Raw genomic sequence first — 12,473 nt, forward strand, 5'->3', positions numbered from 1 at the left:
GTGCTCCTTGGTTCGAGAGGTTCAGGGGCGGCGTCGGGCCGCGGGGTCGGTGTCGAGCAGGCCCGCGAGGAACGCGTGGCCGGAGGTCGCGAGGGCGACGGGGTCGTGCCAGAGCTCGCGCCAGAGGCCCATGCCCTCGGCCGAGGCCGGGGGCTGGACGGCGGGCGAGAAGCTCTCCAGGGTGAGCGGGCCGCGGTAGCCGGAGTCGGCGAGCGCCGCCGCGAGCCCGGTCCAGTCGGTGCTCCCGGTGCCCAGCTCTCCGCGGTGGTTCTCGGAGGCGTGGAGGTAGCCGAGCAGGTCGCCGGCGTCGCGGACGGCGCTCGCGAGGTCGACCTCCTCGAGGTGGGCGTGGAACGTGTCGAGGTGCAGGAGCACGTTCGGCGCGTCGAGCTCGCGGAGGAACGCGGCGGTCTGGGCGGCCGTGTTCAGCAGGTTGCTCTCGTAGCGGTTCACGTACTCCGCTCCGACGACGACGCCGGCGGGAGCGGCGGCCGCGGCGACCCTCCGCAGCACGTCGAGCGAGCGCGAGCGGGCCGCGGCGTCGGCCGCGTGCTCGTACTTGCGCATGGCCGAGTAGGTGACTCCGCCGACGTAGCGGGCGCCGATCGCCTCGGCGAACCGCACGGCCGCCAGGAGCCGCTCCTCGCCGCGCTCGGCCGTGATCTGGTCGGTGATGTCGGAGTCGGCGTCCAGCGCGAGCGAGACGACCGCGTCGATCCCGTGCTCGTCGAGCAGGCCGGAGGTCCACGCGGAGGCGTCGGGGTCGGCGGGCGCCGGGATCTCGATCAGGTCGAAGCCGATCGAGGCGGCGGTGCCGATGGCGCGGCGCCCCGACTCCGGCGTCCAGTCGCCCACGAGCAGGCCCGCGTGGACCCCGATCGGCGACGAGCGCTCCGTGCTCCCGCGGTGCAGGAACTCGGGGTGCATCAGGCGGCCTTCGCGCCCGTGATCAGCGAGACGAGCTCGTCGCCGCTGGTCTCGGCGGTGCGGCGGCCGGCGACGGCGAGGCCCGCGCGCATCACCCACACCTGGTCGCTCAGGCGCATCACCTGGTCGAAGTTGTGGCTGATCAGCAGCACGGCCACTCCGGCGTCGCGCAGCTTGAGGATGATCTTCTCGACGCGCGCCGTCTCCTGGACGCCGAGCGCCGCGGTCGGCTCGTCCATGATCACGATCTTGCTGCCCCAGCCCGCGGCCCGGGCGATCGCGACTGCCTGGCGCTGGCCGCCCGAGAGGCGGCGGACCTTGCTGGTGACCGGCGGGACGTTCACGGCGAGGTCGCCGAGCAGCTCCTGGGCCGTCTTCTTCATCTGGGTCCGGTCGAGGAACCGCACCCCGGGCACGCCCTTGGTGAGCTCGCGGCCCAGGAAGAAGTTCTGCCACACGGTCAGGTCCTCGACCAGGGCGAGGGTCTGGTGCACCGTCTCGATGCCGCCGTCCCGCGCGCCGAGCGGAGTGGTGAAGTGCACCACGTCGCCGTCGAGGGTGATGGTGCCGGAGTCGGCGGGGTGCACCCCGGAGAGGCAGCGGACGAGGGTGGACTTGCCCGCGCCGTTGTCGCCGATCAGGGCGGTGATCTCGCCGCGGCGCATCGACATCGACGCTCCCTTGAGAGCGTGGACGCCGCCGAAGGACTTCTTGATGTCCCGCGCTTCGAGCAGGATGTCGCTGGTCATGGCTGGGCTCACTTCTTCTGGTAGCGGGTGATGAGGGCGGCGAGCACGACCACCAGGCCGACGGCGAGGGGCTGGTAGAACTGCGAGACGCCGAGCAGGGTCAGGCCGTTGGTCAGCGCGGTCAGGAGGAACGCTCCGATGATCGGGCCGACGATCTTGGCCTTGCCGCCGGTGAGGCTCACTCCGCCGAGCACGACGGCCGCGATGGAGTTGAGCAGGTACTGCGTGTTGATGGCCGGCTCCGCGGCGCCGACGCGGGCGACGAGGAGGAGCGAGCCGACTCCGGCGAGGACCGCGGCGATGATGTACACCGCGATGCGCACGCGCCCGGCCTTGATGCCGTTGGCGACCGCGCTCTCCTCGTTGCCGCCGACCGCCTGCACGTGCAGGCCGAAGCGGGTGCGGAACATGACGACCCAGGCGACGACTCCGATGACCGCGGCCAGGATGATCGGGTAGCCGATGATCCCGATCGAGCCGGTGGTGAGGCGGAGCAGCTCGGGGCTGCCGACCGTGATCGGCTTGCCGTCGGAGACGATCAGCGCGAGGCCGGTGGCCACCGAGAGCGTGCCCAGTGTCGCGATGAAGTCGGTGACCTTGCCCTTCGCGATCAGGAAGCCGTTGATCACTCCGATCAGCCCCGCGAAGAGCAGGGCCGCGAGCGCCGAGAGCCAGAAGCCCCAGCCGGCGCTCCAGCCGATGCCGAAGCCGACCGCTCCGACGGTCATCGTCGCCGAGATCGAGAGGTCGATGCCGCCGGTGGTGATGACGAAGGACTGGCCGATCGAGAGGATGACCAGGATCGCGGCGGCGACGAGCATCGCCTTGATGTTGCCGAGACTGAGGAACGTCGGCGTCGCGATCGAGAACACGATCACCAGAGCGACGAGCCCGATCGGTGCGGCGTTCTCGGCCCAGAAGCTGAGCTGACGGAGGTTCGCCAGCAGCGGGGAGGCGCTGGCCGGGGGTCGGGCGGTGACTGAGGTCATGGTCGCTTCCTGGGTTGCCATGGGCGGGAGGTCCTACTTGCTGGGGACGAGCGCGGCGAGCGGGTTGTCGAACTCCTCGAACGGCTGGGGGAAGGCGCCGAGGGCCTGCTCCGCGGTCTCGGAGGTCACGAGCGCGGTGGGCGACTCGATCTCGGCGGGGATCTCCTCGCCGGCGCCGACGGCCTCGCACGCCTGCACGCCGAGCTGGCCGATCGCGTACGGGTACTGGGCGACGGTGGCGGTGAGGCCGCCGTCCTTCACGGACTGCAGCGCGTCCTCGTTGCCGTCGACGCTGACCACCTGGACGGAGCCGGTGAGGCCCGCGTTCTCGACGGCCTTGACGATGCCGAGGCCCATGTCGTCGTTCGCGGCGAAGAACGCCTTCACGTCGGGGTTCGCGGCGAGGATGTCGGTCGCCTTGGTCAGCGCGACCTCGCGCTTCCAGTCGGCCGCGGCCTCCTGGACGACAGTGAGGTCGGAGCCGATCGCGGCGGTGAAGCCGTCGACGCGGGCGGCGCTGGTGACGTCTCCCGAGACTCCGCCGATGACGGCGACCTCGGAGCCGGCGGGCAGCTGCTTCAGGAGGAAGTCGCCGGCCTTGCCGCCTGCGGCCTCGTTGTCGGTGCCGATGTAGGTGGTGACGTCGAGGTTCGCGGCCTGCACCGCGTCGGGGTCGAGCGGGCTGTCGATGTTGACGATCGTCTTGCCGGTGGCGGAGGCGAGGGCCTGCACCAGGTTCGTGCCGCTGATCGGGTTGACGATCAGGCAGCCGAAGTCCTGACCGGCGACGGTGGTGAGCTTGTCGGCCTGGCCGGTGGTGTCGCCGATGTCGGCGGCGGCCTGCACCGAGACGTCCACGGAGTCGTCCTTCGCGGTGTCCTCGATGCCGTTCTCCATCGCCTGGAAGAACGGGTTGTCGAGGCCCTTGATGACCGCGGCGACCTTGGTCGATCCGGAGCCGCCGGCGGCCGTGTCGCCACCCGAGGCGCAGCCGGTGAGGAGGAGTGCGAGGGCGCCGACCGGTGCGAGAACCGGGAGGAGGCGGCGTGCTGTGCGGTTCATCGTCATCCTTGAAGATCAGGGCACCACTGCGTGCCGGTGTACGAAAACTACCCGGGCTTTCGCGTTACCGCAATACGAAAGTCGGGGATCTTCAAGTTCCTCGTCGGCAGCCATGTACGCTGACCGTGACAAGAGGGGGAGCGATGACGGGGTACTCTACCGGCGAGGCCGGTTCGCACGTGGCCGACGTCCTCGCGCTGTTCCGCGAGCAGGGCGAGGTCTCGCGCAACGCGGTGATGGAGCAGACGGGGCTCTCCCGCTCCACCGTCAACCAGCGCCTCGCGACCCTCGTGGAGCTCGGCCTGATCGCCCCCACCACCGGCGGCGAGTCCACGGGCGGGCGCCCCTCGAGCATGTTCGCGATGAACCTGGTCGGCACGGTGTTCCTCACCGCCGACATCGGGGCGAGCGGATTCGTCGCCGCCGCCTGCGACCTGCGCGGCACACCCCTCCGGCACGAGAGCGGTGTCGTCGACGTCTGGGAGGGGCCGGACGCCGTGCTCACGCTGGTGCTCGCCGCGTTCGAGCGGCTGCAGCAGGGCGACGCGGTCGCCGGCATCGGCGTCGGAGTCCCGGGACCGGTCGAGTTCGCCGCCGGGCGCGTGCGCAACCCGCCGATCATGACCGGCTGGGACGACTTCGACATCGCCGGCTACTTCGCCGAGCCCTACGAGGGCGTGCAGGTCGTCATCGAGAACGACGCCAACGCCCGCGCCCTCGCCGAGTCGCGCCATCACGGCTCCGACAACCTGATCAGCCTCAAGCTCGGCACCGGGATCGGCTCGGGCCTCGTCTTCAACGGAGCGACGATCCGCGGAGCCGTCGGCGCGGCCGGCGACATCGGCCACACCCGCGCGGTCACCGGCACGGTCGACGCGGATCCGCTGCCCTGCCGCTGCGGCAACGCCGGCTGCGTGGAGGCCTACGCGAGCGGCTGGGCCCTCGTCCGCGACCTCTCGGCCGACGACCCCTCGATCAAGCACGTCGCCGACGTCACGGCCCGCGTGCTCCGCGGCGACATGCGCGCGACGCAGGCCGTGCGCCAGGCCGGCCGCGTCCTCGGCGAGGCGGTCGCCGACCTCGTCAACATCCTCAACCCGCGGACCATCGTCATCTCGGGCCAGCTCGGCGACTGCGGCGAGGTGCTGATGTCCGGCCTGCGCGAGCGCGTCTACCTGCGCACCCACCCGCTCGCCACGCGGCACCTGACCATCCACACGTCGGACCTGGGCGAGCTGGCCGGCGTGATCGGCCTCGCCCTGACGACCGCCGACCAGGTCTTCAGCCGCGAGCGCTTCGACCGCGAGGCGAGCGCCGACACCCCCCGCGCGGCGGCCGCCGCCAGCTGAGCGGGAGCGCGAGCGGGTTCAGTGACGCAGGGTCGCGGTGATCCGGCAGAGCACCTGGATGTGGGACGGGGCCTCGGGGTTCACCTTCTCGGCGACCGCCTCGAACTCCCATCCGGACGCCATGAGCGCGGCGACCTCAGCGCACAGCCAGTCCGGCACCCATCCGATCCGCTCTCCTGACACCGAGGCCACTTCGTAGGCCTCCGGGTTGCGGCAGTTCGAGGCGTCGGGCACGAGGACCAGCCCGCCGCCCTGCTCGAGAGGCAGCACCGGAAGCGGGAGCTCCGCCCGATGGCGGACTCCCGACACGAAGAAGCGACTGATGAGGGTCTGCGCGGTGCGGAGAGGCTTCTCCACGACGTGGAAGGTGTCGGTCGCTCGCGTCGCGCCGGTCCGGACCATGATCTCGACGGGGAGGTCGGGGGACGCCGCCTCGAGACCGAGCCATCCCAGGTAGTCCTCGTACGAGCCGCGCTCGGACGACATCACCCTGTTGGCGAAGAACGGCGGAAGGGACGAGCTCCGGTACTCCGCATCCACAAGGGGGAACTCCGCGAGCGGGAAGAAGTCCTCGTCGGCGACAGCGTCCGGCTCGTACCGGAAGAGGAAGCCGTCGACCCCGACGGACAGCACCGCCGCGCGGAGGAATCGGCGGGTACGAGGGTTCTGCCAGACGAGCAGCAGCTCACGGACACCAGGGGCCGGACGCGGCGCCGGTCGATCAACGAGGAGAGTCATCGAGGATCCTCCTCCGTGTCGCTGCCAGCAGTCCTTCCGTGAAACTAGCGCACGTCTCCGACATCAGGGTCGGAGGAACCGCCGCGAGGACCTCGCGGACCGCAGAGGGATCGATCGCTCGGAGTCGAGCAGGCCAGAACGCCTGCGCCTCCGGAGAGGCCGCCGCGAGGGCCTCCATCGCGAGGTCGACCAGCAGCGGCCTCCCGGCGAAATGGTGACTCCTTCCTCTCCGCACCCACCGGTCGAAGAGAGCCTCATCGGCGAGGCAGGCGGCGCGCTTCTCCTCGGTCTCCTGGAACCCGAGGGCGTTGCCGTGATCGAACGAGGGCGAGAGGGTCCGATGACCGCGTCCGGCGATGACCGCCCAGTTCTCGTCGTGTCGATCCCGTCCCGCGACCCAGGCATCGAACAGCAGGTAGCCCGCCCACACGTCGAAACCGCTCAGTCCGGCGACGGCGTCGAAGCCTGTGGGAGCGTCGACGCCGTCGAGAGCACGTCTCACCGCATCGACGGTGTAGCGGTCGTTGGGCCGCCTCCGAGTGGGGTCGTAGTGGCGATCGGAGTGGCGCAGCAGGCTGTTCCCGATCTCGAGGCTCTGGATCTGCTCGCGCTCGATGACGTTCCTCGACATGATTCCGCGCCGACCGCCCACCGTCGCAGGTCGGATCTCCGCGCACGGGACGTCGAGCATCCGCGCGAGATGGAACGACACCCACTCCGCCCAGTCCTCACCGCGGGTCTCGTCTCCTCGCTGGCGGGCGAACTTGAAGAGCCACAGATCGCGGTCGGCGACGAGCCAGAACTTCTCCTTCGTCCCCATCGGCTCGTCCGACCACCCCTCGTCGAAGGCGCGCTCGATGGTCGTCGACTCCCACTTCGGCTGCATCCGGTCAAGGTAGCCCGCGTGCTGCCGGCCGCGGCGGACCTGTCGCGTCTCGCGGCCTCGCCCCCTCCGCTCCGCGCAGTGTTACGCCCGGCGACGAAGGATGACGCCGGGCGACGCGGGCCGGGACGAGCGGACCCGCGGTGCTCCATCATCGTGTCCGGGACGACGCGGAGAGGCCGCGGCCGCCCGACCCGTCCGAAGGAACACGATGATCCGGCTCGAGCAGCTCAGCAAGTCGTACGGTCAGGCGACCGTGCTCGACCGCCTCGACTTCTCGGTCGCGACCGGCGAGATCTTCGCCGTCGTCGGCCCGAGCGGTGCGGGCAAGAGCACGCTCGCCGCCTGCGTGAACCTCCTGGAGCGGCCCACCTCGGGCACGGTCGTCGTCAACGGGGAGGCGCTCTCGCAGCTCTCGGAGGAGCGGCTGCGCGTCGCCCGCCGCCGCATCGGCACCGTCTTCCAGTCCGACGGCCTCTTCAGCCGCCGCACCGCCGAGCAGAACGTGGCCCTGCCGCTGGAGTACCTCGGCGTCACCGCCGCCGAGACGAAGCGCCGCGTCGCGGAGCTGCTCGAGCGCGTCGGTCTCTCGGACCGCGCCCGCTACTACCCGCACCAGCTCTCCGGCGGTCAGCGCCAGCGCGTCGGCATCGCCCGCGCGCTCGCACTCCGCCCCTCGGTGCTGCTCTCGGACGAGGCCACCTCGGGCCTCGATCCCGCCTCGACCAGCGCGATCACCACGCTCCTGAAGGAGCTGCGCGACGACCTGGGCCTCTCGATCCTCTTCATCACCCACGAGATGGAGACGGTGCGCCAGGTGGCCGACTCCGTCGCCCGCCTCGACCACGGCCGCATCGTGGAGTCGGGGCGCCTCGTCGACCTGCTGCGCGACCCCGCGTCCCCGCTCGGCCTCGCCCTCAACCCGGTGCGCCCCTCCGTCGCGCCCGGCCCGGGCCTGGGCGAATGGGTGGTGGGCTACTCCCGCTCCGGAGTGCCGTCCGACTGGGTCACCCGGCTCACGGAGGCGGTCGGCCCGGTCGCGCTGCTCGGCGCGGCGATCGAGACGGTGGACGGGCAGGCGGTCGGCCACGCGACGATCGGGCTCGGCCCGGTCGACGAGGCGCGGCTCACCCGCGCGGCGGCCGAGCTCGGCCTGTCCGTCCGGCCCGCCGGCGTGCGCGTCCTCGCCGAGGAGGTGGCGGCGTGATCCTCCACCTCGACAACAAGGTCCCGCTCGAGCAGATCCCCGCGCTGGTGCTGCCGGCGCTCGGCGAGACGCTGATCATGGTCGGCATCGTCATGGCGGTCGTGGTGCTGGTCGGCGTGCCGCTGGGCGCTCTCGTGCACAACCTCGCTCCGGGCGGGCTGGCCGAGAACCGGGCCGCCCACCAGGTGCTTAGCGCCGTGATCAGCGTCGGCCGCTCGCTGCCGTTCCTCATCCTGATGGCGTCGATCATGCCGTTCACGCGCCTGATCACCGGCACCAACATCGGGATCGCGGCCGCCGTCGTGCCGATGTCGATCGCGGGGATCGCCTTCTTCACCCGGATCGTCGAGAACGCGCTGCGGAGCGTGCCGCTCTCGCTCACCCGCGTCGCCCGCGCCTCCGGAGCGTCGCGGCTGCAGGTGGTGCGGACCGCCCAGCTGAGCGAGGCGGTGCCGCAGATCATCGGCGGCCTGACGATCAACACGATCGCGATGATCGAGTACTCGGCGATCGCCGGGACGATCGGTGCCGGCGGCATCGGCTACGTCGCGGTGACCTACGGCTACCAGCGCTTCGACACCACGGTCATGCTCGCGACCATCGTGATCCTGGTCGCCACCGTCGCGACCGTGCAGCTCACCGGCGACGCCCTCGTCCGCGCCACCACCCCGGGAGCCTCCCGCTCGCGGCGAGCGCCGCGGGTCGCGGCCGCCGTCTAGAACCACCACTCCTCCTCCTGCGCCCTCGGGCGTCCCTCCAGCGCGCCCGCGCACCCCCTCCTCGAAAGGCACCGCCATGTCCACTCCCGACGACCTCGGATTCGACCTCAAGAAGAAGCGCCGCTGGCCCTGGATCGCCGGAGCGGCCGTCGTCGTGGTCGGCGTCGCCTCCGCGATCGCCGTCCCGCTCCTCTCCCCCGCCGTCTCGGCCAACGAGCAGGAGGGCGCGACCCTCTACGTCGCGACCGCCGAGGGCAACGCCTCCGAGCAGGCCCTGGTCGACTTCGTCGCGAAGGAGGTGGCGCCGCGCTACGGGATCACCGTCGCCTTCAAGGGGCTCTCGGACAGCAACACCATCAACCGCGCGGTGAGCGAGGGCGAGGTCGCGGCCACGGTGTACCAGCACAAGCTCTGGCTGGGGCAGGTGCTCGAGGCCAACCCCGACTTCGAGGAGGAGGCCGCCACTCCCGTCTTCCGCTGGGGCTTCGGGCTCTGGAGCGACAAGTACTCCGACGTCTCCCAGATCCCCGACGGCGGCACGGTCTCGCTCTACTCCGACCCCGCCAACGAGGCGCAGGGCCTCTGGCTGCTGCAGAACGCCGGCCTGATCACGCTGAAGCCGGGCACGGAGCCGGGCACCGCGACCCAGGACGACATCGCCGAGAACCCGAAGAACCTGCAGTTCACCCTGCTCGACTTCGCCGCCCAGTCGCGCGCGCTGCCGGACCTCGACGCGGCCGTCGGCTACACCGAGTACTACCTCGCCGCCGGCATCCCGATCGAGCAGCAGATCTTCGCCCCGCAGGCCCCCGACGACTTCGCCGGGCAGCTCACCATCGGCTCGGAGTACCGCGACACCGAGAACGTGAAGAAGCTCGTCCAGGCCTTCCAGGACCCGGCCGTGCAGGAGTTCCTCGCCACGGACGAGACGGTGAAGGGGATCCTGCTGCCGATCGACGGCTGAGCAGGGCCGGAGCGACGGGGTCGCCTGAGGAGTCGCGCGCGGCTTCTCGGGCGACTCGGCGTCTGCGGTCGTAGCGTGAGCTCATGAACACGTTCACTCTCCACAACGGTGTCGAGATCCCCGCCCTCGGACTCGGCGTCTTCCAGACTCCGCCCGACGAGACCCGCGCGGCCGTCACCGCCGCGCTCGACGCGGGATACCGGCACATCGACACGGCGGCGGCCTACGGCAACGAGCGCGAGGTGGGCGAGGCGATCGCCGGCCGCGACGACGTCTTCCTCGAGACGAAGGTGTGGATCAGCGACTACGGCTACGACGAGACGCTGCACGCCTTCGACAAGAGCGCGGGCAAACTCGGCGTCGAGCGGATCGACCTGCTGATCCTGCACCAGGCCCTGCCCGAGGCCTTCGACCGCACTCTCGACGCCTACCGGGCGCTCGAGCGGCTGCTCGCCGACGGGAGGGTGCGGGCGATCGGGGTGAGCAACTTCATGGTCGAGCACCTCACGCGCCTGCTCGCCGAGACCGACGTCGTCCCCGCGGTCAACCAGCTCGAGGTGCACCCGTACTTCCAGCAGCGGCGGGTCGAGCGCTTCGGCTGCGAGAACGACATCCTCACCCAGGCCTGGTCGCCCATCGGCGGGATCACCGCCTACCGCGACTCCCCGCGCCGCAGCTTCGACGACCCGGTGCTCCTCGAGCTCGGCGCCAAGTACGGGAAGACGGCCGCGCAGGTGATGCTGCGCTGGCACCTGCAGGAGGGCCGCCAGGTCATCCCGAAGTCGACCCGCCCCGAGCGCATCGCCGAGAACATCGACGTGTTCGACTTCGCGCTCTCCGGCTCGGAGCTCGCCCGCATCGACGCCCTCGAGGCCGGCGTGCGCGGCGGACCGGAGCCCGAGGCCGTGACGCTGGAGGCGTTCGGCCGCGCCATCCCTGAGGCGTGAGGAAGGCGCCCGCGACGGGAACACCGGAGCCGTCGCGGGCGTTGCCCTCACCATGAGCGTTCCCCTCTCCATCCTCGACCTCGCCCCCATCGCCCCCGGTGAGACCGCTCGCGACAGCTTCGCCGCCTCCGTCGCCCTGGCCCAGGAGGCCGAGCGGAACGGCTACCGCCGCGTCTGGTACGCCGAGCACCACAACATGGCGAGCATCGCTTCCAGCGCGACCTCGGTGCTCATCGCGCACGTCGCCTCGCAGACCTCCACGATCCGCCTCGGCTCCGGCGGCGTCATGCTGCCGAACCACTCCCCGCTCACCATCGCCGAGCAGTTCGGCACCCTCGAGACGCTGCACCCGGGCCGGATCGACCTGGGGCTCGGCCGCGCCCCCGGCAGCGACCAGGCGACCTTCCGCGCGCTCCGCCGCGACCCCGACTCCTCCGAGCGCTTCCCGCAGGACGTGCTCGAGCTGCAGGCCTTCCTCGCCGGCGAGTCCCGCATCCCCGGCGTCAGCGCGACGCCGGGCGCCCGCACCCGTGTCCCCCTCTACATCCTCGGCTCCTCGCTCTTCGGCGCGCAGCTCGCCGCCGCCCTGGGCCTGCCCTACGCGTTCGCCTCGCACTTCGCTCCGGACGCGCTCCACCAGGCCGTCGCGGAGTACCGCCGCGGCTTCCGCCCCTCCGAGCAGCTCGATGCGCCGTACGTGATCGCCGGGATGAACGCCATCGCCTCCGACACCGAGGAGGACGCGCAGGAGCAGTTCGCGCAGATGAAGCGCGCCCGCCTGATGATGCTGCTGCGCCAGAGCGGGCAGATCCCCGTCGGCCAGACCTTCGACGACGAGGAGCTCGACGCCCTGCTCAGCGCACCGATCGGCGCCCACGTCGCGAGCATGACCACCTACACCGGTGTCGGCACCGGCGACCAGGTGGCCGACTACGCCGCCGACTTCGCCCGCTCCGCCGACGCCGACGAGGTCATCGTCGCCCACGCGTCGCTGCAGACGGAGGCCCGCCTGCGCTCGGTCGCGCTCCTCGCGCAGTCGAACGCGCGCGTCGCCGCCTGAGCCCGTCCGCAACCGAGGTCGAGCGGCCCGGCACTGGCCTGATGGGCCCCGTCGGACGCTCCGAGCCTCGGTTGCGAACGGCCGGCCCTGCACAGAGGGGGGATCGGGCGGCGCGCATCGGCGGACGAGAGCAGAAGTGAGCCTCTAACGGGGGCCATCTTTGGGGGCACGACCCCGGGAGGAGCGCGTCCGCGGTGCCAGGCTGAGCCCTGTGTCGACGATGACAGGCAAGCGGCGTGAGCCCGGGGACGGCCCTGCGCGGTCGGCGGCCCTGCTGCTGCGGGTCTGCGCAGGCGACCGGACCGCCTTCCGGCAGCTCTACTCGCTCACCGCGAGCAGGGTCCTCTCCGTCGCGGACGCGGTGCTCGACGACCGCGCCGCCGCCGAGGAGGTCGCGCAGGAGGTCTACCTCGAGCTCTGGCGCACGGCGCGCTCGCTCGACCCGGGCCGTCCCGTCCTCGCCTTCCTGGCCCAGGTCGCGCACCGTCGGGCCGTGGACCGCGCCCGGGCGGACCGGTCGGCGCGGCGCCGGGAGGTGCAGTACACGGTCCTCGACCGGCCGAGGGATCACGAGTGGGAGCGCTCGGACGTCCGACTGGCCCTGGCGCCCGCGGCCGGCGCGATCCGGCAGCTCGCCGCCATCCACCACGACGTCCTCTACCTCGCCTACGTCCGCGGGTACAGCCACTCCGAGATCGCCGAGGAGCTGTCGATCCCCCTCGGCACCGTCAAGACGCGGCTGCGCGACACCCTCATCCGCCTGCACACGCAGCTGCAGCCCCGCAGCCCGGCGGACCCGGACGACGGACCGGGGCGGCGCATCCGGCGGTGACCGCCGGTGCGGACAGAACTGCGCCACCGGGTTCGCACGCCTCAGGA

The 12,473-nt window shown here is 71.6% G+C and carries 13 protein-coding genes; 7 read left to right on the top strand and 6 right to left on the bottom strand.

The annotated features are described in order from the left end of the window. Positions 1-21 precede the first annotated feature (21 nt). The 4 genes from C5D08_RS01140 to C5D08_RS01155 are packed head-to-tail and all read right to left on the bottom strand — an operon-like array spanning position 22 to position 3,727. Positions 22-927, bottom strand: coding sequence for a sugar phosphate isomerase/epimerase (locus C5D08_RS01140; RefSeq protein WP_104275449.1), 906 nt, complete (start codon positions 925-927; stop codon positions 22-24). Beyond that, the gene (locus C5D08_RS01145) at positions 927-1,676 is read right to left on the bottom strand and encodes an ATP-binding cassette domain-containing protein (RefSeq protein WP_104222715.1); all 750 of its coding nucleotides are present in this window, start codon (positions 1,674-1,676) and stop codon (positions 927-929) included. Before C5D08_RS01145 ends, C5D08_RS01140 begins: the two co-directional genes overlap by 1 nt. An 8-nt stretch (positions 1,677-1,684) precedes the next feature. Further along, entirely contained in the window at positions 1,685-2,665 is a 981-nt protein-coding gene (locus tag C5D08_RS01150; protein WP_104222714.1) for an ABC transporter permease, read from the bottom strand. A gap of 33 nt (positions 2,666-2,698) precedes the next feature. After that, positions 2,699-3,727 carry a substrate-binding domain-containing protein gene (locus tag C5D08_RS01155; protein WP_104275450.1) on the bottom strand — a complete coding sequence of 343 codons (1,029 nt, stop codon included), beginning with the start codon at positions 3,725-3,727 and terminating at the stop codon, positions 2,699-2,701. 143 nt (positions 3,728-3,870) lie between these two features. Between C5D08_RS01155 and C5D08_RS01160 the strand changes: the two genes are divergently transcribed. Next, on the top strand, positions 3,871-5,076 hold the full coding sequence (locus C5D08_RS01160) for an ROK family transcriptional regulator (RefSeq protein ID WP_104275451.1): 1,206 nt from the start codon (positions 3,871-3,873) through the stop codon (positions 5,074-5,076). Positions 5,077-5,094: 18 nt separating this feature from the next. Here the strand turns inward: C5D08_RS01160 and C5D08_RS01165 are convergent, their stop codons facing one another. Then, positions 5,095-5,814: an HIRAN domain-containing protein gene (locus tag C5D08_RS01165; protein WP_146086092.1), complete on the bottom strand. Its 720-nt coding sequence runs from the start codon at positions 5,812-5,814 to the stop codon at positions 5,095-5,097. Continuing rightward, the gene (locus tag C5D08_RS01170) at positions 5,798-6,700 is read right to left on the bottom strand and encodes a hypothetical protein (protein WP_104275453.1); all 903 of its coding nucleotides are present in this window, start codon (positions 6,698-6,700) and stop codon (positions 5,798-5,800) included. The genes C5D08_RS01165 and C5D08_RS01170 overlap by 17 nt, the downstream gene beginning before the upstream one ends. A 208-nt stretch (positions 6,701-6,908) precedes the next feature. Here C5D08_RS01170 and C5D08_RS01175 point away from each other — a divergent pair, with 208 nt between their 5' ends. The 6 genes from C5D08_RS01175 (at position 6,909) to C5D08_RS01200 (ending at position 12,426) form a co-directional block, all read left to right on the top strand. Then, the gene (locus C5D08_RS01175; RefSeq protein WP_104275454.1) at positions 6,909-7,904 is read left to right on the top strand and encodes a methionine ABC transporter ATP-binding protein; all 996 of its coding nucleotides are present in this window, start codon (positions 6,909-6,911) and stop codon (positions 7,902-7,904) included. Continuing rightward, on the top strand, positions 7,901-8,623 hold the full coding sequence (locus C5D08_RS01180) for a methionine ABC transporter permease (protein WP_258065338.1): 723 nt from the start codon (positions 7,901-7,903) through the stop codon (positions 8,621-8,623). The genes C5D08_RS01175 and C5D08_RS01180 overlap by 4 nt, the downstream gene beginning before the upstream one ends. A gap of 76 nt (positions 8,624-8,699) precedes the next feature. Then, entirely contained in the window at positions 8,700-9,587 is an 888-nt protein-coding gene (locus C5D08_RS01185; protein WP_104275455.1) for a MetQ/NlpA family ABC transporter substrate-binding protein, read from the top strand. An 83-nt stretch (positions 9,588-9,670) separates the two neighbouring features. Continuing rightward, entirely contained in the window at positions 9,671-10,534 is an 864-nt protein-coding gene (locus tag C5D08_RS01190; RefSeq protein WP_104275456.1) for an aldo/keto reductase, read from the top strand. A 52-nt stretch (positions 10,535-10,586) separates the two neighbouring features. Further along, complete coding sequence (locus tag C5D08_RS01195; RefSeq protein WP_104275457.1) at positions 10,587-11,594, top strand: LLM class flavin-dependent oxidoreductase; 1,008 nt, start codon at positions 10,587-10,589, stop codon at positions 11,592-11,594. Positions 11,595-11,814: 220 nt separating this feature from the next. Beyond that, positions 11,815-12,426 (top strand): sigma-70 family RNA polymerase sigma factor, encoded by a 612-nt coding sequence (locus C5D08_RS01200; RefSeq protein ID WP_258067208.1) that lies wholly within the window; start codon positions 11,815-11,817, stop codon positions 12,424-12,426. Positions 12,427-12,473 lie beyond the last annotated feature (47 nt).

The organism is Rathayibacter sp. AY1B6 (genome assembly GCF_002932755.1).
Taxonomy (GTDB): Bacteria; Actinomycetota; Actinomycetes; order Actinomycetales; family Microbacteriaceae; genus Rathayibacter.

Coding starts and splice junctions, on each gene's coding strand:
- C5D08_RS01140 (WP_104275449.1), bottom strand. CDS start 927: ATGCACCCCGAGTTCCTGCACCGCGGGAGCACGGAGCGCTCGTCGCCG.
- C5D08_RS01145 (WP_104222715.1), bottom strand. CDS start 1,676: ATGACCAGCGACATCCTGCTCGAAGCGCGGGACATCAAGAAGTCCTTC.
- C5D08_RS01150 (WP_104222714.1), bottom strand. CDS start 2,665: ATGACCTCAGTCACCGCCCGACCCCCGGCCAGCGCCTCCCCGCTGCTG.
- C5D08_RS01155 (WP_104275450.1), bottom strand. CDS start 3,727: ATGAACCGCACAGCACGCCGCCTCCTCCCGGTTCTCGCACCGGTCGGC.
- C5D08_RS01160 (WP_104275451.1), top strand. CDS start 3,871: ATGACGGGGTACTCTACCGGCGAGGCCGGTTCGCACGTGGCCGACGTC.
- C5D08_RS01165 (WP_146086092.1), bottom strand. CDS start 5,814: ATGACTCTCCTCGTTGATCGACCGGCGCCGCGTCCGGCCCCTGGTGTC.
- C5D08_RS01170 (WP_104275453.1), bottom strand. CDS start 6,700: ATGCAGCCGAAGTGGGAGTCGACGACCATCGAGCGCGCCTTCGACGAG.
- C5D08_RS01175 (WP_104275454.1), top strand. CDS start 6,909: ATGATCCGGCTCGAGCAGCTCAGCAAGTCGTACGGTCAGGCGACCGTG.
- C5D08_RS01185 (WP_104275455.1), top strand. CDS start 8,700: ATGTCCACTCCCGACGACCTCGGATTCGACCTCAAGAAGAAGCGCCGC.
- C5D08_RS01190 (WP_104275456.1), top strand. CDS start 9,671: ATGAACACGTTCACTCTCCACAACGGTGTCGAGATCCCCGCCCTCGGA.
- C5D08_RS01195 (WP_104275457.1), top strand. CDS start 10,587: ATGAGCGTTCCCCTCTCCATCCTCGACCTCGCCCCCATCGCCCCCGGT.
- C5D08_RS01200 (WP_258067208.1), top strand. CDS start 11,815: ATGACAGGCAAGCGGCGTGAGCCCGGGGACGGCCCTGCGCGGTCGGCG.